The sequence below is a fragment of the Mesorhizobium sp. M0923 genome, assembly GCF_040319365.1.
Taxonomy (GTDB): Bacteria; Pseudomonadota; Alphaproteobacteria; order Rhizobiales; family Rhizobiaceae; genus Mesorhizobium.
Window position 1 is genome coordinate 592,705 of sequence record NZ_JAMYNW010000001.1, and the last position, 25,221, is coordinate 617,925.

A 25,221-nucleotide genomic window follows, 5' to 3' on the forward strand; every position below is an offset into this window, starting at 1 on the left:
CGGTTCACGAGAGGGCGTCGCGTTCGCGTGCCATGCGGCTGCGACGGGTTTCCCGGCGGGGGCGTCGCTCGACCGTTTCCAGCCTTGCCGGCAGCTCGGCCATGACGCTGCGGCGGGTTTGCGGGGTCATGTCGATCCAGGCGGCGATTTCCTCGCGCGTGCGCCCGCAACCGAAACAGAAACCGGTTTTCATGTCGATCGAGCAGACCAGGATGCACGGGGATTCAATGGCCGTCATGAGGATTTCCTTGGCTAGCCTCCACATGGTGCAACGACAAAGTCAATGCAAGCCCTCCGGGGTGCGCCGCCAACAAGTGCTTTCGCGTCAATACCGCCAAGTTACGCCGAGGTTGTGCCGGCTGGCCAAGGCGGCTATGCCGCTCACCAATTCACAGGGACGATCGCCATCGACATGACCAGCGCGCTGCCTTTCGACGATTTTCGCGACCTTCTGGTGAGCCTGCCGCCGGCAGATATGGCGGCCAACGCCCGCGTGCGCCAGTTGTTTGCCAAGGCAGACAAGCCCAAAGGCTCGCTCGGCCGCATCGAGGACGTCGCCGCCTGGCTCGCCGGCTGGAGCGGCCGCGCGCCACCGGCGGTGACGCGGCCATTGGTGGCGATCTTTGCCGGCAATCATGGCGTCACCCGCCACGGCATTTCGCCGCGCCCCGCCGCCGCCACGGCAAATGCGGTCGAGCTCTGCGCCGCCGGCGGTGCAGCGATCAACCAGATCTGCATCGCCAACGATCTCGGCTTGAAGGTGTTCGATCTGGCTCTGCACATTCCAACAGCCGACATCACCGAGGACGCGGCACTGGACGAGCGCGGTTGCGCCGCCACCATGGCCTTCGGCATGGAAGCGATTGCCGGCGGCACCGACCTGCTTTGCCTTGGCGACCTCGGCGTCGGCAATTCGACTGTCGCCGCGGCTCTTTGCGCGGCCCTGTTCGGCGGCACCGGCGCCGACTGGGTCGGCCCTGGATCGGGGGCCAACGCAGCGATGCAGAGGCGCAAGGCGGAGGTGGTCGATGCCGCGATGGCGTTTCACGGCGCGAGCCTCAAGGATCCGCTGGAAGCGCTTCGCCGGGTCGGTGGACGGGAATTCGCAGCGATCTGCGGCGCCATTCTGGCGGCGCGGATGCAGAAGATCCCGGTGCTGCTCGATGGGTTTGCGGTGACCGCGGCCGCTGCCGCCCTATATGCCGCCAACCCCGCCGCGCTCGATCATTGTCTCCTCGCAAGCCTATCGCCGGAGCCGGGCCATGCCAAGGCCGCCGAGCGCCTCGGCCTTCGCGCGCTGCTCGATCTGGGCGTCAGCCAGGGCGAGGGGGTAGGGGCGGCTCTTGCCGCTGGACTGGTCAAGGCGGCCGCGCTGACCAGCTCCGGCATGGCAGCCGCGGTCCGCGGTTAAGCATTCAGCGCCGGCGCGAAGCAACCGCCTTGGTCGGCAGCGCCGGCAGTTCCTCCATCACCCGGCTCAGCGGGAAGATGGCGATCGCCTCGGTGCCTTCGCGTAGCCTGGAATGGAGCTGGAATTCGCCGCCATGCATGGCCAGCAGGCCCTGCACGATCGGCAGGCCAAGCCCGGTGCCCTGTTCGGCGCTCTTGATGGCGATCGAGCCCTGGCCGAAGGCCGAGAGTACGATCGGGATCTCGTCTTCCGGTATGCCCGGCCCATTGTCCTTGACGGAGAGATATTGCCCGCCGCCCGCCGTCCAGCCGACGCGCACGCGGATTTCGCCGCCGGTGGCGGTGAACTTGATGGCATTGGACAAGAGGTTGAGCGCAATCTGCCGCACCGCGCGTTCGTCGGCGAACAGGCGCGGCAAGGCGTTTTCGAAATCCTGGACGATGCGGATGTCCTTGTTGCGCGCCTTCAGCTCCATCATGTGGCAGCAATCCTCGACGACGGAGAGCAGCATCATCGGCTCCTCATTGAGCTGGTAGCGACCCGCTTCGATGCGCGACAAGTCGAGGATTTCGTTGATCAGGTCGAGCAGATGCTGTCCGGAGTCATGCACGTCGCGGGCATAGTCGCGATAGGTCGGGTTGCTCATCGGGCCGAGCACCTCGTTGGCCATCACTTCGGAAAAGCCGAGAATGGCGTTGAGCGGCGTGCGCAGTTCGTGACTCATCGAGGCCAGGAAACGTGATTTCGCCAGATTTGCGTCTTCCGCCCGCCGCCGTGCCTCGTCCGACATCGATTTCGCCGTCTCCAGTTCGGCGATCAGCGCATCCTTTTCGGAGCGGAACGACAGCAGCATCAGCGAGGAACGGTTGAGCTGGCGCGCCACATAGGCGAAGAAAGGCAGCGAAGCGATCAGCAAACCTGCCATGATCACTTCGACGGGCAGCCATAGTTTCGCACTGGCATAGGCATAGATGGCGACCGGGAGGGCGAAGGTCGCCAACAGCGCACCGCGCAGGGACGATGCCAGGATCGCGGTTGCCGACATGGCGAGCAGCAGCACCACCGCCTTGGCGACCTGGAACTGATCGATTTGGCAAGTTTCGCAGCCGAGCCATGCGAACCAGGCCCAGCCAAGCCCGCAAAGAAAATGGCCGATCAGGAAATCCCTATGCGTTTCCAGCGGGTTGAGCTCGGACGCCTGAGTGACGCGTCTCGCCATGAATGCAACGATGGTGTAGCAGATGAATGTGAACAGCGCCCAGACGCCGATCTCCTTGCCGACGCCCGCGAGCAAGCCTGCGGCGGCAGTTGCCAGAACGAGCAGCGGGACGACGATCACGCCGCCGGTCATCGACAGCGCGTGGAGCTTCAACAGCTCGCGGTCGAAGTCGGGATTTCCGGCTTGCTGCGAAAGACGGTCGCGCGTCTTGCGGACCGCGCGCGCGACATCGCTGTTGCGATGGCGTTTCCTGCGGTCCACAATAAACTTGTCCGCCGTGGTCGAGCGTTGCAGGGGCATGAAGTCTTCAATTTACGCGGGCAGCAATTTCAAATCGTTAAGCTACGTTCGAATGATTAACCAACGGTTTGCCATATGAGCCGTTCGTGGTCGCGATGGCCGCGCCAGCGATACTATGCGCCGCGCCCGCGAAGCCGGTGGCGCAGGCTGATGGACTATGGGCTGACGCTCATCGTGCTTGGCCTGCTGATCCTCCTGGCGGCGCGCCTCGACCGGGTGGAGACGCGCAAGGCGGAGGGCGCCGCGCTCGTCAATGACGGCGATAGCATCACCCTCGGCAGCGAGCGTGTCCGCATGCGCGGCATCGACGCGCCGGAATATTCGCAGATCTGCCGCAAGGACGGTGCCGACTATCCCTGCGGCAAGCTCGCGCGGCAGTCCCTGGTGCGGTTGATTGCCGGCAAAGCGGTTTCCTGCAGCGGCTGGCAGCGCGACCGTTACGGCAGGCTGCTCGGCGATTGCAAGGTCGGCGGCAAGGATCTCAACCGCGCTCAGGTCGAGGCCGGCTGGGCGGTCGCCTTTGGCGACTTCGAGACCGAGGAAGCCGCTGCGCGCGCAGGCAAGGCCGGCATCTGGGCCGGAACTTTCGACGAGCCGAAGAACTGGCGCGAGAGCCACGGGCACGAGCTGGTCGAAAGAAAACACGGGACCTTGGCGTCGATCGGCGACGCCCTGCGGGAGATTTTTCGCTTCTGGTGAGCTGCGCCTATAATTCGTCGTACCGACGAGGAGGATAGAGATGAAGCTGTTCGACGGCGGGCGCGCGCCCAATCCACGTCGGGTTCGGATTTTCCTGGCTGAAAAGGGAGTTGAAGTTCCGCTGGTGCCGGTCGACATGGGTGCGCTGGAGCACAAAGAGCAGCCGGTCAGCTCGCGCAATCCGCTGAAGCGTCTGCCGGTGCTCGAACTCGACGATGGCACCATCATCACCGAGTCCGTCGCAATCTGCCGTTACTTCGAGGAACTGCACCCCGAGCCGGCTTTGTTCGGGCGTGGTGCGCTGGGCAAGGCAATCGTCGAGATGTGGCAAAGGCGCGTGGAGTTCAATCTGTTCGGCTGCGTCTCCGCGGCGTTCCGGCATATCCATCCCGCAATGAGGGAATGGGAGATCCCGCAAATCCCCGAATGGGGCGAGGCCAACAAGCCGAAGGCGATCGAATTCCTGAGATTTCTGGACACTGAGCTCGCCGGCAGGGAATTCGTCGCCGGCGATACCTATTCGATCGCCGACATCACCGGGCTGGTCGCCATCGACTTCATGAAGCCGGCTCGCATCAAGGTACCCGAAGAGTGCACCAACGTGCTGCGCTGGTATCGGGCAATCTCAAGCCGGCCGAGTGCCGCCGCCTGACAATGAGTTCCGAATGAGCGAAGAGTTGGAAGCCTTGGCAGCGAGGGTACGCGCCTGCCGCATCTGCGTCGATAAGCCGGCCGGCAGGCCATTGCCGCACCAGCCGCGTCCGGTGCTCAGGCCATCTTCGAGCGCCCGCATCCTGATCGCCAGCCAGGCGCCGGGTACCAAGGTCCACGTGTCAGGCATGCCGTTCACCGACGCCTCCGGCGACCGGCTGCGAAGCTGGCTCGGCGTCGGCAGCGAGGAATTCTATGACACGGACAAATTTGCCATTGTGCCGATGGGCTTTTGCTTTCCGGGTCAGGACGCCAAGGGCGCCGACCTGCCGCCGCGCCGCGAATGTGCGCCGGCCTGGCGCGTATCGCTGATGGCGCTGATGCCGCAAGTCGATCTGGTGCTGACGATCGGCATCTACGCGCAAAGCTGGCATATGGGCGCGGCGCGCCGTCCCTCGCTGACAGAAACAGTCTTGGACTGGCGCGCCATCTGGGCGGCACCGACTGACCCGAAAGTCCTGCCGCTGCCGCACCCGTCCTGGCGCAACACCGGCTGGCTGAAGCGCAATCCATGGTTTGACATGGATTTGCTGCCATTTCTAAGATCGGAAATCCGCTATCGCATCGGCTAGGCATTCAGCAAGAAATCACTCGCTTTCGCGCTATCCGACAGAATTTCTTTCTTGTAAAAGGCCATGACAAGAGGGAATATGGTAATCTATTCCTCGAAGCGCGCAGCGCATGAGGGGACGCGCTTTAAATTCTTGTTTTTATGCATATCGTTGTGCCAAAGCCGCTGCGCACTTTGGACGACTTGCATCAGGGGGAGCACCCAATGGACCGCCTCGATAGAAAAATCCTCCGCCTCCTGCAGGAGGATGCGACGCTTGCGGTCGCCGACGTCGCCAAGAAGGTCGGCCTGTCGACGACGCCGTGCTGGCGGCGCATCCAGAAGCTCGAGGAAGAGGGCGTCATCAAGCGGCGCGTCGCCATCCTCGACCATGAAAAGGTCAATGTGCGGGTCACGGTGTTTGTGTCGATCCGCACCAATTCGCACAGCCATGAATGGCTGCGGCGCTTTTCGGAGGTCATCCAGGAATTTCCCGAAGTGGTCGAATTCTACCGCATGAGCGGCGATGTCGACTATCTCTTGCGCGTCGTGGTGCCCGACATCGCCGCCTACGACGCCTTCTACAAGCGGCTGATCGCCAAGATCGAGATCCGCGACGTGTCGTCTTCCTTCGCCATGGAGCAGATCAAATACACCACCGAGATGCCGCTGGATTACATGGTGCTCGACAAGGAGTCCGGCGCCAACGCCGCTTGAGATTCTTCTGCTTAGTTCTTCTTTTTGTTGAGGAAAGTCCAGGGCGAGTTGACCGGCAGCGTGATCGTGTCCGGCACGGTGTCGACGTTGACCACCTCGGCCTTGCGCACAGTGTAGCCCGACTGGATGACACTGACGCCGTCAAGGATGAAAAGCTGGCTCTTCTCCATGCCTGGCTCTAGTGCGCCAGTTATCGAAACCGCCTGGTAGGCCTCGGACATCCGGTAGGGCTGCGCAGGCGTAACGAGGACGATCTGGTTGGGCGGCGGCGTCGGCATATGGCTGCAGGCCCCTGTCCAGGGCACCAGCAGGAATTGATAGACGAGATCACCGTCGCGATCGACCGGCAGTGCGTAGCCCGCGAGCTGCACGGTCTGGTCCTGCAAATCGTGAGAGAGCGTTTCGCCATGATCCGGCATTTTGGCCGCGATCATTGGCAGTCCGACGCTTTCGGCGGCTGCCTGGGTCGCTGGGCGCAGATCCTTCCAGAAAATGTGCATGGTCCCAGCGGAAGCGCTTGCCGCGATGGCGGACGCCAACAAGGCAGTCGCCAAGACCGCGCCTGATTTAAAACGGTTGCTCATCGCTGCTCCGCTGTTGAGCCTTGATCTGCGGACATCAAGTAAAGCTGCCGCTGTCCACTGGTCAACGCTCAAGCCGCATCACATGCCGGCGCGAGCCGGCTATGCCAATCTCGCGAAAGCCACGGGCGACGAACATGCCGCGAAACCCCATGAAGCTGTAGCTCGGCGAAGCATCGTCGACCGGATAGGCTTCGATCATCCTGGCGCCTTTGGCAACGGCGTGATCGATGGCCGCGTCGAGCAATGCGCTTGCCAGCCCGCCACCGCGCAGCGCTCTCGGTACATAGAAGCAGACGATCGACCAGATGCCCATCTCGCTATCGTCCTGCTGCCGCGACAGCCTGCGGTAGGTCTCGCGCGGCGCGACCGAGCACCAGCCGACGGTCCGGCCATCGATCTGGGCGACAATGCCGACCGGCGTGCCAGCCTCGATCAGCGCCATCATCGCGCGTTTCTTCTCGTCGTCCTCGACATGCTCGCGGCGGTCGAGGTTGCGCCAGGCCATGCACCAGCAATATTTCGGCCCGCCGGGTTGCTCGAACAGGTTTTCGAAATCAGCGCGCGTCGATTGCGTCACCTCCGTGAAGCGCACTTTGCTCAGGTCAAGCTTTTCTGGCGGCGAGCCGTTCGAGCGTCTTGGCATCGGAAAGTTCCTTCACGGCGTCCTTGCCGATCCAGCGCGCAGTCCTGTCTGTCGAGGCCGCTAGTTTTTGCGCCAGGGCAAGGGCAGGGCCGTGCAAATTCATCGATCGTTTGCCGATCGAACGAAGCGCCCAGTTCACCGCCTTCTTCACAAAATTGCGGCCGTCGATCGCATGCGCTTCGATGATCGACAGGAATTCGAGGAAGGTCGCCTCGGGTTCCTTCTTCCGGTGGACCACCGACCAAGCCATCATCGCAAACGCCGTGCGCCGAACGAATTCCCGTTCGTCGACCGCGAATTCGGCGATCAGTTCCCTCCAGCAATCCGTATCGACAAAGAGATCGGAGACCCCGTCGACGATATCCCACGAGTCGAAAGTCGCCGCCCATCGTCTTGCATCCGCGGCGGAGAACCGCTCTGGATCGGCGGTCACGGAGGCGATGAACTGCGCCTCCATGATGCCTGTCTGCCAAAGCTCGAAGGCACGGTCATGGTTGCGCTTGATCTTCTTGGCAATCTGCCGCTGCACGCCATGCGAGATACCGAGCGCACGTTCGATCTTGATGCCGTAGCGCAGCATGCCAAGGCGATTTTCCTCCGAGGCGATCGAGCGCAGATGAGCGACGATTTCGTCGGCGCTGGATTGAGGCGAAAGCTCGGCCACGGTGAAATCCTATTTCTCCAGCCGCGCCAGCAGCGAGGACGTGTCCCAGCGCTTGCCGCCCATCGCCTGCACGTCCTTGTAAAACTGGTCGACAAGTGCCGTCACCGGCAGTTTGGCGCCGTTGCGGTCGGCCTCGGCGAGGCAGATGCCAAGATCCTTGCGCATCCAGTCGACGGCGAAGCCGAAATCATATTTGCCGGCATTCATCGTCTTGTGGCGGTTCTCCATCTGCCAGGAACCGGCCGCGCCCTTGGAAATCACCTCGATCACCTTTTCGATGTCGAGCCCGGCCTGCTTGCCGAAATGGATACCTTCGGCCAGTCCCTGAACGAGGCCGGCGATGCAGATCTGGTTGATCATCTTGGTGAGCTGGCCAGCCCCTGCCGGTCCCATCAACCCGACCATGCGGGCATAAGCATCTATGACCGGCTTGGCCCTGTCGAAGGCGTCTGGCTCGCCGCCGACCATCACGGTCAGCACGCCGTTCTCAGCGCCTGCCTGACCGCCGGAGACCGGAGCGTCGAGGGACGAAAACCCGAGCGCTTGCGCCTGCTGCGCCAGTTCGCGCGCGACCTCGGCCGATGCCGTGGTGTTGTCGACGAAGATGGCGCCCTTCTTCACTGAATTGAAGGCGCCTCCGGCGCCGGTCGTCACCGAGCGCAGATCGTCGTCATTGCCGACGCAGGAAAAAACGAAGTCCTTGCCCTCGGCCGCCTCTGCCGGCGTCACGGCGAAGCTGCCGCCATGCTGGGCAACCCACTGCTCGGCCTTGGCCCTGGTGCGGTTGTAGACAGTGACGTCGTGACCGCCCTTGTTCTTGAGATGCCCGGCCATCGGATAACCCATGACGCCAAGACCGAGAAATGCCACCGAAGCCATGTTTTCGAATCCCTTAGAAACCTGCTTTGCGGCCTTCTTATCGGATCAGGCAAGGGGATGGGAGTCAGCGGTGCAGATGGATGGTGATACGCCGTTCGATCCACTCGACGCCGTGGCGCAATGTTTCGACGATGACCAGATAGATGATCGCCGCCCAGATATACGACTGAAAGTCGAAGGTGCGCGCATAAGTGAGCCGGGTGATGCCCATCAAATCGTAGACCGTGATGATGGCGACGATTGCCGAGCCCTTGATCATCAGGATGATCTCGTTGCCATAAGGGCGCAGCGCCACAATCAGCGCCTGCGGCAGGATGATTTTCCACATCGTCTGCAGTTTGTGCAGGCCGAGCGAGGCGGCACCTTCCCATTGGCCCCTTGGCACGCTCTCGATCGCGCCACGCAAAATCTCGGCCTGGTAGGCGGCCGTATTCAGCGAAAAGGCGAAGATCGCGCAGTTGAACGCTTCGCGGAAGAAGCCCCACAGGCCGACCATCTCGAGCTCCGGTCGGAAGGAGCCGACCCCGTAGTAGACCAGGAAGGTCTGCGCCAACAGCGGCGTGCCGCGAAAGAAATAGACATAGGCATAGGCGAACCCCGAAAGGATCGGATTGTTCGACATACGTGCATAGGCGATCGGCACCGACAGGATCGCACCAAGCACAATCGAGATGGCAACCAGCAGCAGGGTGATGCCAAGGCCGGATATGTAGCCGGGTGCATATTTCTGGAAGAACTCCGGGTTCCACGCAGTGACCAGGTAGACGACCACGCCAATGCCGAGAGCGATCCACAGGCCGACCAGGACATGGCCGAGGATGCGTTGGCGCGACCAGCCGCGTGCGGGCGGCGGCGGCCGGTCAACCTTCAGCGTGTCGGTGGCCAGGCTCATCTCTTGACCTCGCTGCCGCCAACCGCTCGTTCGATCGCATTGATGCCGAAGGAGGAGACGATCGCTAGCAGGAGATAGATCAGGCCGGCAAAACCGTAAAACAGGAAGGCGTGCTTGGTGACGCGAGCGGCAACCCCGCTCTGCCGGAGGATCTCGTTGAGGCCGACGGCCGAGACGAGCGCGGTGTCCTTGAGCAGGATCAGCCAAAGATTGGCAAGTCCGGGCAATGCGATGCGGATTAACTGCGGCAGTACGATCAGCCGCATCGTCTGGCCGCTGGACAGGCCAACCGAATAGCCTCCCTCATATTGCCCTTTTGGAATCGCGCGGAAGGCGGATAAAAACACCTCGCTGGAATAAGAGGAGAAGATGAAGCACAGCGCGATCATCCCGGCGACGAAGCTGTTGACGTCGGCCGATGTCCCGGGGCTCACCAGCCGGACAATGTATTGCAGGATTAATGGGATGCCGAAGAAGATCAGAAACAGCGTGAGCAGCTCGGGTATTCCGCGAAAGATCGTGGTGTAGATGTTCCCGGCCAGTCTCAGCGACGGCTCTTCCGACTGTTTGGCCAGCGCCACGAAAAAGCCGAGCGTCAGCCCGAAGGGCAGCGTGGCCAGCGCAAGACATACTGTGACAAACACACCCGCGGCGATGTCGTCGAGCCAGCCTTCGGGTCCCCAACTGAGAAGCGTCAGTGCGCTCTGCATCCGCCTGCCTGTTCTCCTTAAGGCTCGTTGAGACCCGTACCGCATCACCCCTCGTGCGCGGCATCCTTATAAGAACGGCGGGAATCTCCCGCCGTTCACGTTGTCCTATGTCGGTCGATCAGGACTCGCCGCCGTAAACGTCATATTTGAAGTATTTATCGTTGATTTCCTTGTACTTTCCGTTTGCGCGGATCGCGTCGATCGCCGCATTGAACTGGTTGACCAGGTCGGTCTCGCCTTTGCGCACGGCAATGCCGGCGCCCGGACCGTGGATTTCGATGACGGGCTTGATTGTGCCGACCAGCTTGCAGCAGGCGCCGTCCGGCGAATCCAGCCATTGCTGCAGCACGACGATGTCGTCATTGGCGGCATCGAGCCGGCCATTGGCCAGATCGAGCTGGTATTCCTGCGCGGTCGGATACGGCTTGACGGTGCTGTCGGTGTACGTCTTGGTCGAATAGTTGAAATGCGTGGTGGATGCCTGCACGCCGATCGTCTTGCCGGCCAAATCTTCCTTGGTGACACCCTTGATATCAGTGTCCTTAGGCGCGGCGATTGCCGGCGGCGTATTGTAATATTTGTGGGTGAAGTCGACCTTCTCGGCGCGTTCCGGGGTGATCGACATAGACGCGACAATGGCGTCGAACTTGCCTGCCTGAAGGGCTGGAATGATGCCGTCCCAGTCCTGCGCGACAAAAGTGCACTTCACCTTCATCTCGTCGCACAGTGCCTTGGCGATATCGATATCGAAGCCCACGAGCTGGCCGTCGGCGGTGAGGTTGTTGAATGGCGGATACGCTCCTTCGGTGCCGATCCTCAAGGTTTTTTCCTGGGCCTGGGCAACGCCAAGCGTCAGCAGCGCAGCCGATGCGGCGAGCGCGATACGCAGTGCAATACGCATAATGGTCCTCTCTGTTGGTCCCGGCCGTCGTTCCCGAACGGCTCTGTGGGCGGTGCTTTTGACCGCCCGCTGGCGCGATACTCCCATTCTTTCCCAAGAAAAAGCAACTGCAAAACCGCCGCTTGAGGGAAGGTCATGTTCAGAAAACGGTGACGCTGGGTCAAACGCCTAAATGGAGAGAAAGTGGCGGGAAGCTCCCCGCGGCCGCAGTCTCAGCGCGTCAGGCCGGTGGCGCGTTCGATGAAGTCGGCTATCGAATTCGTGTCGTCGAGATCGAAGACCGGCAAGTCTTCGCCGACAATGGGAAAGTCGGAGGCGACGGCGATAATGTGTGGATCGCCTGCCGAGAGCGGTGTCCGGTCCTTGGCCTCGAGCCGTCGCGTCTCGATTTTCTTGTGCGCCTCGCGCTTGTAGCCCTCGACCAGCACGATGTCGGAGGGTGCCAGCCGTGACAGGATCGCCTCCAGCGTCGGCTCGTCCTCGCCACGCAATTCGTGCATCAGCGCCCAGCGCCTGCCCGACACGATCGCCACCTCCATCGCTCCCGCCTGGCGGTGGCGAAAGCTATCCGCTCCAGGTTTGTCGATGTCGAAATCATGATGGGCGTGTTTTACAGTCGACACTTTCCAGCTGCGCCGGACGAGTTCGGCTACCAGCTTTTCGGTCAATGTCGTCTTGCCGGAGTTCTTCCAGCCAGTGATGCCGAAGATACGTCTGTTCATGGCTCGATGCTCTGCAACAGATGCGCGGCCCGGGCAAGGTCGTCGGGAGTGTTGATGTTGAAGAAGGGATCGATCTCGGCCCCTCTGGATTTCAGGATGGGAAAATCCACTTCGACAAAACCGTGCCGGTCGATGAACGCCGAAACGCGCCGGTTGTCTTCCTCGACGAGAAATTGGCGCAAGGCCTGGTCGAGCCCCAGCGGCCAGAGCGCAAACGTCGGATGCCGTTTGCCGCCGGAACAGGCAACGGCGATCGAGCCCGGGCGTGCATAGGCTGCCGCGAGCAGCCGCTCGACCATATCCTTGGGCAGGAAAGGCGTATCGCCTGCAGCCGTGACCAGCGCCTGGCAAGTGGTGTCGGAAGCCCATTCGAGGCCGGTCAGGATCCCGGCAAGCGGCCCGGCATAACCCTTGACGGTGTCGGCAAGCACGGGAAGCCCCGTCGCGGCAAACCGTGCCGGATCGCCATTGGCGTTGAGCGCCAGCGGGCCGACCTGCGGGCCAAGGCGCGAAACGACACGGTCGAGCAGGGTCCCATCGCCAAGCGCAAGCAGCGTCTTGTCGCCGCCGCCCATCCGGCTCGACCGGCCGCCGGCCAGAATGATCCCTGCGATATCTCGGCCCATCGTTTGCTGCTAGACCCTATGACCAAAATCAAGTTTTCAAATCAGACGGTCGTCAACGGTCGCGCCTATATGCCGTCCGGCGCCATGTCCGGTCCAGCGCTTTCGGCAGCTGTCTTTCGCCGGCCGACGATCCGTTCGCGGTAGAGCGCATAGAGGCCTGAGGCGATGATGATCGTGGCACCGACGATCATCGGCAGATCGGGGACATCGCCGAAGATCGTGAAGCCAAGCAGGATCGACCAGAGCAGGGCGGTGTAGCGGAACGGCGCGATGAAGGAGATATCGCCCACCCGCATCGCCATGATGATGAACTGGTAGCCAATGAGCACGAGCACCGCCGCCAGCGCCAGGAATGCCGTGCTTTTTCCCGTCATCGGCGTCCAACCGCCCATCGGCGAAAGCAATGCTGCGCCCAGAACGGTCATGGCAAGAGCGGTGGCGGTCGACACCAGCAATGTCGGAATTGCCTGCGGAATCCGCTTGGTGGCGAGGTCGCGCACCGCGCAGCATGCCACGCTAGCCAGTGCCAGCAGAGAAAACATGCTGAACCCTTCGAAGCCCGGCCGCACAATGATCAGCACGCCGGCAAAACCGACGGCAATGGCCAGCCAGCGCCGCCAGCCGACGCCCTCGTTGAACACAAGCGCGGCGCCCATCGTCACAGCCAGCGGCAGCGCCTGCAGCACGGCGGACACATTGGCGATCGGAAGATGTGCCAGAGCAACCAGGAACGACACCGTGGCGCCGGCCTCGCTGGCGACGCGCAGCGCAACTGTCGGCTGCAGCATCGAGCCAGGCCGGGCAAGCGCGCCGCGTTGCCACGCAAGCAGGGCAACGAAAAGCGAAGCGAAGGCGCCGCGGATCAGCATGACCTGCGCCATGTTCATCGACTCCGACGAGAATTTGGTGATTGCATCGTTGAGGGTGAAGCCAATCATGGCCACCATCATGAACAACGCGCCGCGCAGATTTGGCGAAAGAGGCAAGGCGATTACCGGGTGAGTCCTGCAGCAAGCGTCTAGCAGGCACCCGCAAAACAGCAACGTCAAAGGGCTGGGCCACAGCCTTTCTGTGGCCCGTGACATCTACCTCGCAAGAGCGGCAGGCTTATTTGCGCGTCAGCACCTCGGTGCCGTTGCCTTCCTTGCCGGCAATCGTCCACAGGCCATGCAGCGAGCCGTCTTCCTGCACCTTGTAGACGACAAGGCCAACCGCCTTGCCCATGACATAGCCGGCGGAGAAGGCATCGTCGTTGCGCATGCAGATGCCGTCCGAGGACGAGCCGCCTGTCTCCCAATGGATCGTGCAGGTAGTCTCGCTGGTCAGCGTGATCGTCGCGTCGCCACCATAGGACGATCCATCGAAGTTGGTGCCGGCCACGGCATAGGTGCCGCCGATCGACTGGGCCGCCGCGGGCAGGGCCGCGAAGCTGAGCAATGCAACAGAAAGAATGAGTTTGTGCATATCGTATTCCCCCACTGGGCGAAGAACCGCTCCAGAGCAGAGGCTAGGCCCGAACGGGCTTGCGGTAAATCCGGTAACCGTTTGCGGACAAGACCTTTTCTGGGTGTGATCCCGAAATGTGCCGTTCCAAAGGATGGGTTCGGAGGGCAAATCGATCACACTGCGGCTCGAGGAAAATTTTTCGACGAGATCAAATTTGCTCGGCAAGATTCACCAAATTGGTCATTGTAGGCTTCTGATCTTGTCTGGGGAGGTGGTCCATGATGAATGCACGAGGCAATGCGGACATGCTTGGCACAGGCAGCAGGCGGCACGTTTCGTCGGCTTCCCGGTTCTCTTCTGCACTGGCGGTTATCCTCATGGCGATGGCGCCTGCCTTCGCCGAGAACGGCGCTTCGGCGTCGGCAGTCGAACGGATGTCCACGCCGGGTCACGAAGCGGATGAACTCGCTCGCCGCGTCGGGAAATGGTCCGTCGTCAACACGATCTGGCCAACGCCCGGCGCCCAGCCGATTGTGATGACCGGGCTGGTGGCCGAGCGTACGATGATCGGCCCCTTCATGCAGGAGGTGATGCGACCGGCGCCCGGGTCGAAAATCCCAGACTTCCAGCGGATAGCCTATTTGAGCTATGACCGCGTGGAGGGCCGCTGGAAGTATGTCTCGATGGATACCCGTTTCCCGGCAGGGATCATGCCCGCCTGGAGTTTTGGTGGCGAGGAGGACGGCAAGATTTCGCTGCTTTTCGAGCCGCTTGGTTTCGTCGGCTTCGGGCCCGAGGTCGAAGGGCGGTTCACTGCCTCCGATTTCGTCATTTCCAGGGACGGCGACAATCACGAAGTGGCCGAGCAGCATTTCCTTCAGGCCAATGGCAGCGGCAAGAAATGGCTTGCCGTACGATACGACTACACGCGTCAACCGTGACTCGTTAGCAAAAACAACGGGTTGCGAATATGTTCCGAGGTCGCCGGATGCTCACGGTCCCCTGAGGCTGCCGGCGATCGCTCCGATAAGCGGGTCGTATTTCGATTTCAAGGCTGGCGGATAGTCGATCCAGACCGTACGGATGACACCGTCTTTTCCGAACAGGCGGCGTTCGTAGAAGATGTTCTCGCCTTTGATGCCCGACAGCACCGCCCAGTCCTTGCCGGTCTTGCTGTAGGTAATCTTGTAGCCAGGTTCCTTGCTGCCCCTCTGGGCGGAGACGAAGGCTGTCGGAGTTTCATCATCGATATTGAGGATGCCTGAACAGATCAGGCTGGCGCCATCAGCCGTGAGCCATTGTTGTCCATCGCCATTGTCCGGCTCAGGCTGGCGAAGAGTGAAGATCTCATCCGGAAAGGTGCAGACGGTACCGAAGCGCTCGTTCGTATAGGTGAGTGGCGCGGCAACTGCCATGGTCCCCGCCATCACTCCGAAAAACGTCGGGATTGCAAAAAGCCGCTGCATGAGCCTTGCCTCGAAGCCGATGCCAAGGCGATTATTCTTGCACGAAATCGGTGACAAATCAGCCGCCGGTGACGCTCATATGCCGCGACACCGATGGGCGGTTGGTGCGGCGATCAATGATGAAGTCGTGGCCTTTCGGCTTGCGGCCGATTGCTTCGTCGATGGCGTCGGCGACCAGCTCGTTGCCTTCGGACGCACGCAGTGGCACGCGCAGGTCGGCTGCATCTTCCTGGCCGAGGCACATGTAAAGCGTGCCGGTGCAGGTCAGCCGGACCCGGTTGCAGCTTTCGCAGAAATTATGCGTCATCGGCGTGATGAAGCCGAGCCGCCCGCCGGTCTCGGCGACGTGGACATAGCGGGCCGGGCCACCGGTCTTATAGGGAATATCGCTCAGCGAGAACTGGCGCTCGAGTGCTGCGCGCAGCAGCGACAGCGGCAAATACTGGTCGGTGCGGTCGGCGTCGATCTCGCCCATCGGCATTGTTTCGATGACCGTCAGATCCATGCCGCGGCCATGCGCCCAGCGCAGCATTTCCGGCAATTCGGCGTCATTGAAGTCCTTCAAGGCCACCGCATTGAGTTTTACCTTCAGCCCCGCCGCCTGCGCCGCGTCGATGCCGTCCATGACCTTATCCAGATTGCCCCAGCGGGTGATCTGGCGGAATTTGTCGGCATCGAGGGTGTCGAGCGAGACGTTGATGCGTTTGACGCCGCAGTCGGCGAGCTCGGCGGCAAAGCGTGAAAGCTGCGATCCGTTGGTGGTCAGCGTCAGCTCTTCCAGCGCACCGCTCTCGAGATGCCGCGAAAGCTGGCGCACCAGATGCATGATGTTCTTGCGCACCAGCGGCTCACCGCCGGTGAGGCGGAGCTTGCGCACGCCCTTTTCGATGAAGACCGTGCAAAGCCGGTCGAGCTCTTCCAGCGACAGCAGGTCCTTCTTGGGCAGGAACGTCATGTCCTCGGCCATGCAATAGGTGCAGCGGAAATCGCAGCGGTCGGTGACCGACACGCGCAGGTAGGTGATCGTGCGACCGAAAGGATCGATCATATCCATGCTTATGCGCTTCCCGTGGCCGTGAACGGCTTCGTTATATATGGCTATGTGATGCGAGCCAACTTGCCATTCAAGATAGAAGCTCGCGATCTGCGGTAACACCCCGACGCCGACAGATCATGTCGGAACTTTCCATGCGGCCTTTTCCCTCAACGCGAAGCGGCGTAGGGAAGGCTGTCTTCCGCAGGATCCACCAGCATGACAGCGCCAAAGGAACTCAGGGTCTCGAAGGACCGCAAGCTGCTTTCCGTCACCTTTCCGGGCCATCAGCCGTTCGAATTGCCAGCCGAGCTGCTGCGTGTTGCCTCGCCGTCGGCCGAGGTGCAGGGCCATTCGCCCGAACAGCGCGTCACCGTTCCCGGCAAGCGCAATGTAGCGATCCTTAAGATCGAGCCGGTCGGCAACTATGCCGTGCGCATCACCTTCGACGATTTCCACGACACCGGCATCTTCACCTGGAATTACCTGCATACGCTGGGTCATGAGAAGGATGCACGCTGGGCCGCCTATCTCGCCGAGCTGGAAGAGAAGGGGCTGAGCCGCGACCGCTGACTGATTTCGCGGGACGCTCCGGTCAACGCAGCATCGCCAGTATCTCGCTGGTGTCGTGATAAAACGGCGTGCCTTCGATCAGCCGGTCATCCTTGAAGCGCAAGACTTCGGCAAACGGCTGCTTGATGGTTGCACCATTGGCCCGCGATGTCAGCGAAAGCGTGCAGCTCATGAACACCATGTCATCGTTTTGGGCGACCTGGAGGTCCTCCACCGCCACGTCGCTCCAGATTTCCCGCATCTTGCGGAAAAGGGCGCCAACGCCGTCGAGGCCGTTCCAGTCACCGGCATAGGGTAGGGAGCGAGGCTCATGCACGACAATCTCGACATGAAATGCGCTTGCAAGCATATCGAGGCTCTCCGACCCTGATTGCAGGAAACGCATTTCAACATTGAACATGTTTTCAATAAGTTCCATGGCGGTGCGTCGCCGGCCGAGCGGTTTCTCCATTTTTGACCTCCGTTTCTGTCAGCACGAAAGCGGTTTGCGCTTGTTCGCGGTCCCTCGACACCCGTTTCCTGATGACCGACAAACGGGCATCGTGTCGTGAAAATGTCATGCGTCTGGAGTAGCGCCGGCAAAGGTTTGGAGACGAAAACATGTCCGTGATCACCAGCATCGAACAACTCGAAGCGCTCTATGGCCTGCCTCGCGAGGCGTCGGTGGTCAAGGAGCTCGACCAGCTGATTCCCGAATACGAAGCCTTCATCGAAGCTTCGCCGTTTGCTGCGCTCGCAACCTGCGGGCCTGAAGGGCTGGATTGCTCGCCGCGCGGCGATCTCGCCGGCTTCGTCCGCATCCACGATCCGAAAACGCTGATGATGCCGGACCGGCGCGGCAACAACCGTGCCGATTCGCTGAGGAACATCCTTCGCGATCCGCGCGTCGCGCTTCTGTTTCTGGTGCCGGGCTCCGGCACGACGCTGCGCGTCAATGGCCGCGCCCGCATCACCACCGATCCCGCGCTCTGCGCCTCGTTCGCAGTCGAGGGCAAGCCGGCGCGCTCGGTGACGGTCGTCGAGGTCGATGCGGTCTATTTCCAGTGCGCCCGCGCCATTCACCGATCGGAACTGTGGAATCCGGCAAGGCATGTCGACCCAAGATCGCTGCCGACCGCCGGCCAAATCCTGGAAATCACCAGCCGCAAGAACATCGACGGCGAGGTCTACGACAGGGAATGGCCGGAGCGCGCGAAAAAATCGATGTGGTGAAGAAATTTGGTGGTGAGGGAATTTGGTGGTGAAGCACTGGGCCGTCAGGCGGTCTTCAACACCTCGGCAATCTTGCGCATCTGTTCGCCGATCATGTCGCATTGTTCCGGCGTCGACTGGCTCATCGCCTTTTCGATCAGCGTCATGTGGACCTTCAGGGCCTGCATCAGCAGTGCTTCGCCTGCCTCAGTCAACGTCAGCCGCAGCACGCGCTTGTCCTTCTCGTCGCTCTCGCGGCGCAGTAGGCCGCGGGTCTCCAACTGCGGCAAAAGCATGGTGATGTTGGAGCGGCCGACCAGCAGGCGGCGAGCGAGGTCGTGCTGCGACATGCCGGGATGGCGGTAGAGGTTCATCAGCACGTCCAGCTGCGCCGGCTTCAGGTCGAGCGGCGCCAGCTTCACCGCCAAGGTGCGTTCCACCACGTGGCAGGCGCGCGCCACCGCAACCCAGTTGCGAAAACGCGGGTTGTCCCAGGGCAGGTCTTGCTTAATGTTCATGTTTGAACTATTATGTTCATGCTTGAACCAATGGATGGATCGCCACTATGGCATCATTTGGACTGAAGGTCATCCGCGGCACGTTCGGCGTGGCCGAGCATGTGGCGCCGCGACTCACCGGGCGCGCTGCATTCGAGCTGTTCTGCCGCACGCCGCACGAAAAGAGCTTGAGCCATGGTGAGCGCCGCGCAATCGATCGCGCCGCCGATTTCATGACCGAAGCGCGCCATCACCGGCTAAAGACCAGAACCGGCTGCGTCATGGTGCATGAATTCCGGCCCGAGCCGGGCAGGGCGGCTGCAGGCACCGTGCTCGTCATCCATGGCTGGCGTTCGCGTACCGAATACATGCGCACATTGATCGAAGCCTATCGCGATGCCGGCTACAAGGTGGTCTCGCTCGATTTGCCGGGCCACGGCCAGTCGCAGGGCCGCCGGCTGACCCTTGTCAGTGCGGTCGATGCAGCACGGGTTGCCGGCGAATGGTTCGGCCCATTTGCCGCCATCGCCGGCCATTCCTTTGGTGGTGCCGTCGCCGCCAATGCCGTCGCCGGTTCAATCAGAAATATCCCGCCGTTGACGGCCGGGCGGCTGGTGCTAATCGCTGCGCCGAGCTCGCTTCCTGCGATCTTTGCCGATTTCAGCCGCATGCTGAATGTCGGCTCGCGCTCGCAGGTCGCCATGGCCGACCGGGTCGAGCGCATCGCCGGCCGGCCGCTGCACGAATTCACCGGTGACCGCCAACTGGCAAGCGCGCCGCTGCCGACGCTGGTGATCCACGCGCCGGACGACCGCGAAGTGTCCGCCGATCATGCAAGGCTCTACGCGCGTGCCGGCGACCATGTGCGGCTGTACTGGGCCGACGGGCTCGGCCACCGCCGCATTCTTGCGGACAAGGGTGTGGTGGAGCGCGCCGTTGGCTTCGTTGCCGGCAGGCTGGAGCCGTCTCTGCAGTGACCTGAATGTCTGTTCTTGTCTGCCGGGTTCGACCGTCACGCCGCCCCGGTGCTGGCCATCGCTATCCAAGCCGCCATTGCCCCGGCCACCGTCTCCAGAAGAGCCGAGCGCGACGCGCCGTCGCGCGCCTGGATCGACATGCCGTGCTGTACGGTCGCATAGAAGGTCGCGGCCGTACCGCAGTCGAAATCGGCCGGCAACTCCCCCTCGGCCACGCCACGCTCGAGGCGTCTCAGCAAGGCTTCGCGGTTTTCGGCACGGCGACGGCGCAGATCATCGCAGATGGCGCCGCGGCTCGAGTCCTGGTGCAATGCGCCGAGCGCGATAAGGCAGCCTTGCGGACGGCCGGTCTGCGAATAGGCCCTGGCCGTCTGGCGCAGGAACCGCTCGACCGCCTGGCGCGCGGTCGGCGCCTTTTCCAGCGCAGACCAGATCTCGGTGCCTTCCACCTGCGTGTAAAGCTCGGTCGCCTCGAGGAACAGCGCTTCCTTGCTGCCAAAGGCTGCGTAGAGGCTGGGTGAGTTGATGCCCATTGCAGCGGTCAGGTCGCTTATCGACGCGCCCTCATAACCCTTGGCCCAAAACACTTCCATTGCCCGCCGCAAGGCGGCGGTTCGATCGAAGGTGCGGGGGCGGCCTCGTTCCGGCATGGTGTGCTTTCTGTGTTGATCGATACATAATTCAGTTGACGTGGTTCAGCAAGGCTGGCAGATATTTATGTATCAATCACTACAAAATGGAGAAGCAAATGTCATCCAGGAGCTTGAACGGCAAGGCCGCCCTCGTCACCGGCGGCAGCCGCGGCATTGGTGCGGCGATCGCACGAAGGCTCGCGGCCGACGGCGCGGGCGTGGCGATCACCTATGTGAATGGCGAGGAACGGGCGCGTTCGGTGGTCGGGGCAATCGAGGCGGCCGGCGGTCGGGCCTTCGCCATCAAGGCCGACAATCGCGATGCTGCCGCGATCGAGGCGGCAGTCAATGAGGCGGTAAAAGCCTTCGGACGGCTCGACATCCTCGTCAACAGTGCCGGCATCTGGCGCGCTGCGCCGATCCATGCCCTGTCGCTTGCCGACTTCGATGAGACGATGGAGGTAAACCTCAGAGCTCCGTTCGTCGCGGCCAAAGCGGCAGCAGCGCATATGGGCGAGGGTGGCCGGATCATCTCGATCGGCAGCAACCTGGCCGAACGTGCCACCGATGCCGGCCTGAGCGCCTATTCGGCCAGCAAGGCTGCCTTGGTTGGCCTGACCAAGGCCTTTGCACGCGATCTCGGTCCGCGCGGCATCACCGCCAATGTCGTCCATCCGGGGTCGACGGATACCGACATGAATCCAGCAGGCGGCCCGCACGCCGAGCATCAGCGCCAGAAGATGGCGACGCCTCGCTTCGGCACGGCCGACGAGATCGCCGGCATGGTCGCCTGGCTTGCCGGCCCCGAAGGGCGCTTCGTGACAGGCGCGGCATTGACCATCGACGGCGGCGCCAACGCTTGAGGCTTGGCTCGCGGGCACTACCATTGGTCGGGGGCGAAGGCGGATTGGCTTGACCCGTCACGATGTTGTGAAACCGTTCTGCAACAGACGTTCCGAAATTTATCGAAGCTTAACGAAATCAGTATGAATCAGTATAGTCACGCCTTACATCCGCCATGCGGTGGGCGAGACCGTGAAAGCGGTGCGGAACGGGATCCGGGTTCAACCGGAGCGGGTGATCCATGAAACTCCTTGGAAACAAAGCCACCGTGCTGCCGTTTGCGGTGGCCGTGGCAATGCTGGCCTTCGGCGCGCCGCAGGCTGAAGCACAAGGGTTCTTCGACATGCTTTTCGGCGGCGGCGTCAAGCACGCACCGCCGAAAGGTAACTTTCCCCCGCCACCGTCAAAATACAAGCCGAGGCCCAAGGCGCCGGCCGCTTCCGGTGGTGGCGGTGGTGGTGCGCAAATCAGCAGCCCGTCCTATTACACCTACAAGAGCGATCCGCTGGTGCGCGTCGATTTTTCGGCACTGTCGGCAGCGCCTGAACCGGCAACGCCGCAGGATGCTGCGTTCGAGCCGGCGGCCACCGGGGCTGCATTCCGCGAAGCCATTGCCGGGCTCGACGGCTATGACCTCTATGCCGAGAAGGACATCGCCAAGGCGCTGATCGCCTACTACTCAGCCAATCCGGATTTCATCTGGGTGACGGGAACCAGTCCCAGCAGCCGTGCGCAGGATGCGGTGCGGGTGCTGGGCGAAGCCGCGAGCTACGGCCTGACGCCCGCCGACTACACCGTCGAAATTCCGGCAGCAGGCACATCGGCGGGCGATGCCGATGAACGCCTGAAAGAGCTGGTCCGCTTCGAGATGGCGCTGTCGGCACGCGTCCTGCGCTACGCCCGTGACGCACAAAGCGGCCGCGTCGATCCCAACCGCATGACCGGCTACTACGATTTTCCGCCGAAGCCGCTCGACATGGAAGGGGTGCTGAAGACGCTGGCCCATACCCAGCAAGCTCGCACCTACCTCGAATCGCGGCATCCACAGAACGCCGAGTATCAGGCGCTGCGCGTCGAACTGGAAGCGCTCCAGGCCAGCGCCGAAGACGAAATCACCATCGATCCCAATCTGCTGCTGAAGCCGGGGCAGACCAGCCCCGAGCTGCCGAAGCTTTTGACAAAGATCGCGCGCAATCTCGATGACGAGATGGGCGGCGCCTATGGCGAGGTCCTGGCGAGGCTCGCCACCAGCGAGGTCTACGATCCGGAGCTGGTGCCGGTGATCAAGGCGGTGCAGAAACGGGCCGGCATGAAAGGCGACGGCGTCATTGGCCCACGTACCGTTGCATCGTTGGCCGGAACGTCCAAGGCCGATAAGGTTCAGAAGGTTCGGGTTGCGCTCGAAGAGTTGCGCTGGCTGCCTTCCGACCTCGGCAGCCCGCGCGTCTTCATCAACCAGCCGGCTTTCACCGCGAGTTATATCGACGATGGCGAGGAGAAGCTGAAGACCCGCGCAGTCGTCGGCAGGCCCACCAACCAGACTGCTTTCTTCTATGACCAGATCGAGCAGGTCGACTTCCACCCCTATTGGGGCGTGCCGCAGTCGATCCTGGTCAATGAGATGCTGCCGCGGCTGCGCCGGGATCCGGGCTATCTCGACCGCGCCGGCTATGAGGTGGTCAATGCGCGCGGCAAGCGCATTCCCTCCTCCTCGGTCAATTGGGGCGCCTATGGCGCGAAGATACCCTACGGCGTGCGCCAGCTGCCGAGCGAGGCCAATGCGCTGGGCGAGTTGAAGATATTGTTCCCCAACAAGCACGCCATCTACATGCATGACACGCCGCAGAAGTCGTTTTTCCAGCGCGACATGCGCGCGCTCAGCCATGGCTGCGTGCGCTTGCAGGATCCGCGCGGTATGGCGGCTGCCGTGCTCGGCACCTCGGTCGACTACATCGAGGACAGACTGAAGCTCGGACATTCGACCGAAGACGTGACACGCAAGATCCCGGTCTATGTCGCCTATTTCACCGCATGGCCGGACCTGTCCGGCAATGTCGAATATTTCAACGACGTCTACGGCCGCGACACAAGGCTGCAGCAGGCGCTCGACAGCACGGAAGCGGTGCGTTCGCCGGCAAGTTGAGGAATGCGGGTCTAGCGCTGAAAGAGCGGACGCCGGAAGCCGGCGTCGCGCCCGGCGATCAGCCAATACACCAGGCCAGCGACAACGCCTGCTGCGGCAATGATACCGATATCGGCCCAGCGCTCCGGGTTCGTGTCGTCTGGTACACTGGGCCAGATCAGGGCGAAGCCGCCAACCGCAGCCGCGGCGCCGAAGATCATATGCAGCCAAAAACTGCGCAGCGAGAAAAACTCGGCAATCAGTGCGAAGATCAGCGTCTGCAAGGCAGTCAGCACGATCGTCAGAAAATAGATGAACATGCCGAGCGGCGGCAACAGCGGCACCGCAACGGGGGTGACACCCATGACGTCGAAATAATTCGGCGCATTTGGCAGCGAGCTCAGCCCGCCATAGATCGCCGCCACCGCGATCAGCCCAACCAGTACCGCTATGAAATAACCCGCGAGCATCATCAGAAAGCGTTTCAATACGTGCTTTACCGTCGCCATGCCCACCCCCGCGCGCAATGATAGCACTCAGTCAGCCATCAAAGTCATATCTGCGCAAGGGTGTGTCGAAGGCCGGGGGCCTTCGAGGCGCGCCATTTTTTAGAATCTGGACCGTTTGCGGGACAGCTTCATTTCGGCGCGGCTGTCACCGGATCATAGGTGATTTCGACTTTGGCCTTGTCGTTCGTGTAATAAATGACGGTGTAGGCGCCGCTGTCCCAATCGATTTCCTTGATGTAGCGGAAGTCGTCGCGCTGCTCGACTTTGGCAATGATTTCCGACAGCTTCTTGGCATTCTGCGCCGGCACCGGATTGTCGTCCGCGGCAAAGGCCGATCCGCCGACAAGCAGCACGGCGGCCGCCAAAACAAGTCTGGACATGGCTTTCCCTCACATCTCGATCAGCAGAAACTCGTTTCCATGCAGGTTTGTTCCGGGATCGCGGAGCGTTGCGCTACAAGGAGGCACCGTCCGTACCTGATTTATGGCCGCCGAAAAAAGGCGACTGCTTAAAATCATGATGCGTCGCCTCAACATCGCGGCCATAACAGTGCCGACGGCCACTCGGGGGTCTACATGCAAATGCGTCATGCCATCATATTTGTACTTTCCATACTTTCCATACTTTCCATCCCGTCCGTTTCGATGCCTGTGCAGAAAGCCGAGGCGCTGGAACCTGAACGCTATACGGTCTATTGCGCCGACGACCGCATCGAGGTTTCGTTCTGGGATATCGAGCAGATGAAGGTGCGGGCCGGCTCCAACGTTTGCCAGTTCCAAAGCTATACGAGCTACAGCAGCGCCTTGAATTTCGCCCAAAAGAATTTTGGGGGCGAGGGGCGACCTGCAGCTGCTAGTGGTAAAAATCTGACGCTTGGTGCCCAATGCGGATTATCTGTTCCGACCCTTTCCGGTCGTACAGACGTGGCAATGTTACGGCGTCAGTTGACCCGTTCCGTTCATTGGCCATCTTGCAACCCTTTGAAATCTGGCGCTAGATGGGACATGGGACCATTACTGCGCGAGGTCTCTATGGCAAACACAGAAGAAGGAACGCGCGTAGCAGGAGTTTGGCTTGCGATCGCCTCTATCCTGCTGGCAGGCGCGCTGGTCGGCCATGGGCCGATCGATCCCGATATGGGTCGCCAGATGGGAGTCATCACCGACGACCCTGTCCGATGGGCGATCATCCATTGGGTTTCCGCGGTAGCGCTATCACTGTTCGTCCTGACAGGTCTGATCGTGCTGGCGGCCAGATCGCGCCTCACCGAGGCGTGGTGGACGTTGTCTGCCTGGGGTGTGCTGACTGTCAGCGCCCTCTGGACCATGACGACCGCGGTGGCCGAGGCCACCGTGGTCTCCGCCGCTGCTGCCGCCGGGAACACGGCAACTTTCGAGGCCTGGTGGGCATTTTCCGAAGGAAAGGCCAACGGCTTCATGTTTTTGGCGTTGGCCGTTGCCGTGATCGCTGGCAACGAGGCGCAGACCACTCACCGAGCCACGCCGGTCTGGGCATCGTCCATCGCAGTCGTGGCCGGAATTGGAGCCTTTCTCGGTTGGCCCCTGGGCATGTGGCTCGGAGTCACCCTGGGCAGCTTCGTCTGGGTCGTGGCATCACTGGTGATGTCCCTGTGGACACTTTGGTTCGGGTTGGGTTTAGCGCGGACCGTGATCGGGCTGCGGCCTCACAATGGGTGACATCGAG

31 protein-coding genes and 1 pseudogene are annotated in these 25,221 nt (G+C 61.8%); 12 read left to right on the plus strand and 20 right to left on the minus strand.

Annotation, left to right across the window (positions count from 1 at the left end):
* Positions 1-4: 4 nt before the first annotated feature.
* Entirely contained in the window at positions 5-238 is a 234-nt protein-coding gene (locus NKH89_RS02800; protein ID WP_031193575.1) for a DUF1289 domain-containing protein, read from the minus strand.
* Between the two features lie 174 nt (positions 239-412).
* On the opposite strand from NKH89_RS02800, the gene NKH89_RS02805 reads away from it, so the two are divergent.
* Positions 413-1,411 (plus strand): nicotinate-nucleotide--dimethylbenzimidazole phosphoribosyltransferase, encoded by a 999-nt coding sequence (locus NKH89_RS02805; RefSeq protein WP_352494671.1) that lies wholly within the window; start codon positions 413-415, stop codon positions 1,409-1,411.
* A gap of 4 nt (positions 1,412-1,415) precedes the next feature.
* On the opposite strand, the gene NKH89_RS02810 is transcribed toward NKH89_RS02805, so the two are convergent.
* Positions 1,416-2,930 (minus strand): sensor histidine kinase, encoded by a 1,515-nt coding sequence (locus NKH89_RS02810; protein WP_023717647.1) that lies wholly within the window; start codon positions 2,928-2,930, stop codon positions 1,416-1,418.
* A 75-nt stretch (positions 2,931-3,005) separates the two neighbouring features.
* Here NKH89_RS02810 and NKH89_RS02815 point away from each other — a divergent pair, with 75 nt between their 5' ends.
* The 4 genes and pseudogenes from NKH89_RS02815 (at position 3,006) to NKH89_RS02830 (ending at position 5,607) form a co-directional block, all read left to right on the plus strand.
* On the plus strand, positions 3,006-3,629 hold the full coding sequence (locus tag NKH89_RS02815; RefSeq protein ID WP_352847905.1) for a thermonuclease family protein: 624 nt from the start codon (positions 3,006-3,008) through the stop codon (positions 3,627-3,629).
* Between the two features lie 40 nt (positions 3,630-3,669).
* Positions 3,670-4,281 carry a glutathione S-transferase gene (locus tag NKH89_RS02820; protein ID WP_023717645.1) on the plus strand — a complete coding sequence of 204 codons (612 nt, stop codon included), beginning with the start codon at positions 3,670-3,672 and terminating at the stop codon, positions 4,279-4,281.
* Positions 4,221-4,912: pseudogene (locus tag NKH89_RS02825) on the plus strand (uracil-DNA glycosylase family protein). The gene NKH89_RS02820 and the pseudogene NKH89_RS02825 overlap by 61 nt, the downstream one beginning before the upstream one ends.
* Before the next feature lie 203 nt (positions 4,913-5,115).
* A complete protein-coding gene (locus tag NKH89_RS02830; RefSeq protein WP_006333679.1) occupies positions 5,116-5,607 on the plus strand; it encodes an Lrp/AsnC family transcriptional regulator in 492 nt (163 codons plus the stop codon).
* A gap of 11 nt (positions 5,608-5,618) precedes the next feature.
* Here NKH89_RS02830 and NKH89_RS02835 read toward each other — a convergent pair whose 3' ends face one another.
* The 11 genes from NKH89_RS02835 to NKH89_RS02885 all read right to left on the minus strand — a co-directional run bounded on the left by NKH89_RS02835 (position 5,619) and on the right by NKH89_RS02885 (position 13,692).
* Positions 5,619-6,191, minus strand: coding sequence for a DUF3299 domain-containing protein (locus NKH89_RS02835; protein WP_352908382.1), 573 nt, complete (start codon positions 6,189-6,191; stop codon positions 5,619-5,621).
* Positions 6,192-6,252: 61 nt separating this feature from the next.
* Positions 6,253-6,834, minus strand: a complete 582-nt coding sequence (locus tag NKH89_RS02840) for a GNAT family N-acetyltransferase (protein WP_352858483.1) — start codon at positions 6,832-6,834, stop codon at positions 6,253-6,255.
* Entirely contained in the window at positions 6,794-7,498 is a 705-nt protein-coding gene (locus NKH89_RS02845) for a DNA alkylation repair protein (RefSeq protein WP_352858486.1), read from the minus strand. Before NKH89_RS02845 ends, NKH89_RS02840 begins: the two co-directional genes overlap by 41 nt.
* A gap of 9 nt (positions 7,499-7,507) precedes the next feature.
* Complete coding sequence (locus NKH89_RS02850; RefSeq protein WP_023717640.1) at positions 7,508-8,377, minus strand: NAD(P)-dependent oxidoreductase; 870 nt, start codon at positions 8,375-8,377, stop codon at positions 7,508-7,510.
* Positions 8,378-8,441: 64 nt separating this feature from the next.
* Entirely contained in the window at positions 8,442-9,269 is an 828-nt protein-coding gene (locus NKH89_RS02855) for an ABC transporter permease (protein WP_023717639.1), read from the minus strand.
* The gene (locus tag NKH89_RS02860) at positions 9,266-9,979 is read right to left on the minus strand and encodes an ABC transporter permease (protein WP_023675013.1); all 714 of its coding nucleotides are present in this window, start codon (positions 9,977-9,979) and stop codon (positions 9,266-9,268) included. Before NKH89_RS02860 ends, NKH89_RS02855 begins: the two co-directional genes overlap by 4 nt.
* Positions 9,980-10,097: 118 nt before the next feature.
* Positions 10,098-10,880, minus strand: a complete 783-nt coding sequence (locus NKH89_RS02865; RefSeq protein WP_023717637.1) for an ABC transporter substrate-binding protein — start codon at positions 10,878-10,880, stop codon at positions 10,098-10,100.
* Between the two features lie 212 nt (positions 10,881-11,092).
* Positions 11,093-11,602 carry a molybdopterin-guanine dinucleotide biosynthesis protein B gene (gene mobB, locus NKH89_RS02870; RefSeq protein ID WP_023717636.1) on the minus strand — a complete coding sequence of 170 codons (510 nt, stop codon included), beginning with the start codon at positions 11,600-11,602 and terminating at the stop codon, positions 11,093-11,095.
* A complete protein-coding gene (gene mobA / locus NKH89_RS02875; RefSeq protein ID WP_352482600.1) occupies positions 11,599-12,228 on the minus strand; it encodes a molybdenum cofactor guanylyltransferase MobA in 630 nt (209 codons plus the stop codon). The genes mobB and mobA overlap by 4 nt, the downstream gene beginning before the upstream one ends.
* 65 nt (positions 12,229-12,293) lie before the next feature.
* Positions 12,294-13,214 (minus strand): DMT family transporter, encoded by a 921-nt coding sequence (locus tag NKH89_RS02880; protein WP_023717634.1) that lies wholly within the window; start codon positions 13,212-13,214, stop codon positions 12,294-12,296.
* A 121-nt stretch (positions 13,215-13,335) separates the two neighbouring features.
* Positions 13,336-13,692 carry a hypothetical protein gene (locus NKH89_RS02885; protein ID WP_023717633.1) on the minus strand — a complete coding sequence of 119 codons (357 nt, stop codon included), beginning with the start codon at positions 13,690-13,692 and terminating at the stop codon, positions 13,336-13,338.
* 260 nt (positions 13,693-13,952) lie between these two features.
* Here NKH89_RS02885 and NKH89_RS02890 point away from each other — a divergent pair, with 260 nt between their 5' ends.
* Positions 13,953-14,615 carry a DUF1579 family protein gene (locus tag NKH89_RS02890; RefSeq protein WP_031193573.1) on the plus strand — a complete coding sequence of 221 codons (663 nt, stop codon included), beginning with the start codon at positions 13,953-13,955 and terminating at the stop codon, positions 14,613-14,615.
* Between the two features lie 51 nt (positions 14,616-14,666).
* Here the strand turns inward: NKH89_RS02890 and NKH89_RS02895 are convergent, their stop codons facing one another.
* Together NKH89_RS02895 and moaA are read right to left on the minus strand one after the other, a co-directional pair.
* Positions 14,667-15,140: a hypothetical protein gene (locus NKH89_RS02895; RefSeq protein WP_023717630.1), complete on the minus strand. Its 474-nt coding sequence runs from the start codon at positions 15,138-15,140 to the stop codon at positions 14,667-14,669.
* A gap of 58 nt (positions 15,141-15,198) precedes the next feature.
* Positions 15,199-16,194, minus strand: a complete 996-nt coding sequence (moaA, locus tag NKH89_RS02900; RefSeq protein WP_352494639.1) for a GTP 3',8-cyclase MoaA — start codon at positions 16,192-16,194, stop codon at positions 15,199-15,201.
* Between the two features lie 198 nt (positions 16,195-16,392).
* On the opposite strand from moaA, the gene NKH89_RS02905 reads away from it, so the two are divergent.
* The gene (locus NKH89_RS02905; protein WP_023717628.1) at positions 16,393-16,746 is read left to right on the plus strand and encodes a gamma-butyrobetaine hydroxylase family protein; all 354 of its coding nucleotides are present in this window, start codon (positions 16,393-16,395) and stop codon (positions 16,744-16,746) included.
* A gap of 22 nt (positions 16,747-16,768) precedes the next feature.
* Here NKH89_RS02905 and NKH89_RS02910 read toward each other — a convergent pair whose 3' ends face one another.
* Positions 16,769-17,197, minus strand: a complete 429-nt coding sequence (locus NKH89_RS02910) for a nuclear transport factor 2 family protein (RefSeq protein ID WP_352494640.1) — start codon at positions 17,195-17,197, stop codon at positions 16,769-16,771.
* A 149-nt stretch (positions 17,198-17,346) separates the two neighbouring features.
* Here NKH89_RS02910 and NKH89_RS02915 point away from each other — a divergent pair, with 149 nt between their 5' ends.
* Entirely contained in the window at positions 17,347-17,958 is a 612-nt protein-coding gene (locus tag NKH89_RS02915; RefSeq protein WP_352858493.1) for a pyridoxamine 5'-phosphate oxidase family protein, read from the plus strand.
* A gap of 44 nt (positions 17,959-18,002) precedes the next feature.
* Here the strand turns inward: NKH89_RS02915 and NKH89_RS02920 are convergent, their stop codons facing one another.
* Entirely contained in the window at positions 18,003-18,455 is a 453-nt protein-coding gene (locus tag NKH89_RS02920; protein WP_352494642.1) for a MarR family winged helix-turn-helix transcriptional regulator, read from the minus strand.
* Between the two features lie 47 nt (positions 18,456-18,502).
* Here NKH89_RS02920 and NKH89_RS02925 point away from each other — a divergent pair, with 47 nt between their 5' ends.
* Positions 18,503-19,411 carry an alpha/beta hydrolase gene (locus NKH89_RS02925; RefSeq protein WP_352482593.1) on the plus strand — a complete coding sequence of 303 codons (909 nt, stop codon included), beginning with the start codon at positions 18,503-18,505 and terminating at the stop codon, positions 19,409-19,411.
* 35 nt (positions 19,412-19,446) lie between these two features.
* Here the strand turns inward: NKH89_RS02925 and NKH89_RS02930 are convergent, their stop codons facing one another.
* Positions 19,447-20,061 carry a TetR/AcrR family transcriptional regulator gene (locus tag NKH89_RS02930; protein WP_352494644.1) on the minus strand — a complete coding sequence of 205 codons (615 nt, stop codon included), beginning with the start codon at positions 20,059-20,061 and terminating at the stop codon, positions 19,447-19,449.
* Positions 20,062-20,159: 98 nt separating this feature from the next.
* Here NKH89_RS02930 and NKH89_RS02935 point away from each other — a divergent pair, with 98 nt between their 5' ends.
* Together NKH89_RS02935 and NKH89_RS02940 are read left to right on the plus strand one after the other, a co-directional pair.
* On the plus strand, positions 20,160-20,906 hold the full coding sequence (locus NKH89_RS02935) for a 3-oxoacyl-ACP reductase family protein (RefSeq protein WP_352908383.1): 747 nt from the start codon (positions 20,160-20,162) through the stop codon (positions 20,904-20,906).
* Positions 20,907-21,127: 221 nt separating this feature from the next.
* Positions 21,128-23,029, plus strand: a complete 1,902-nt coding sequence (locus NKH89_RS02940) for a L,D-transpeptidase family protein (RefSeq protein WP_023717621.1) — start codon at positions 21,128-21,130, stop codon at positions 23,027-23,029.
* 11 nt (positions 23,030-23,040) lie between these two features.
* Here NKH89_RS02940 and NKH89_RS02945 read toward each other — a convergent pair whose 3' ends face one another.
* Together NKH89_RS02945 and NKH89_RS02950 are read right to left on the minus strand one after the other, a co-directional pair.
* Positions 23,041-23,517, minus strand: coding sequence for a hypothetical protein (locus NKH89_RS02945; protein ID WP_352908384.1), 477 nt, complete (start codon positions 23,515-23,517; stop codon positions 23,041-23,043).
* 128 nt (positions 23,518-23,645) lie between these two features.
* Positions 23,646-23,897 carry a PepSY domain-containing protein gene (locus tag NKH89_RS02950; RefSeq protein ID WP_352494647.1) on the minus strand — a complete coding sequence of 84 codons (252 nt, stop codon included), beginning with the start codon at positions 23,895-23,897 and terminating at the stop codon, positions 23,646-23,648.
* Positions 23,898-24,092: 195 nt separating this feature from the next.
* Between NKH89_RS02950 and NKH89_RS02955 the strand changes: the two genes are divergently transcribed.
* Positions 24,093-25,214 carry a hypothetical protein gene (locus NKH89_RS02955; protein WP_352908385.1) on the plus strand — a complete coding sequence of 374 codons (1,122 nt, stop codon included), beginning with the start codon at positions 24,093-24,095 and terminating at the stop codon, positions 25,212-25,214.
* The last annotated feature ends 7 nt before the right edge of the window (positions 25,215-25,221 follow it).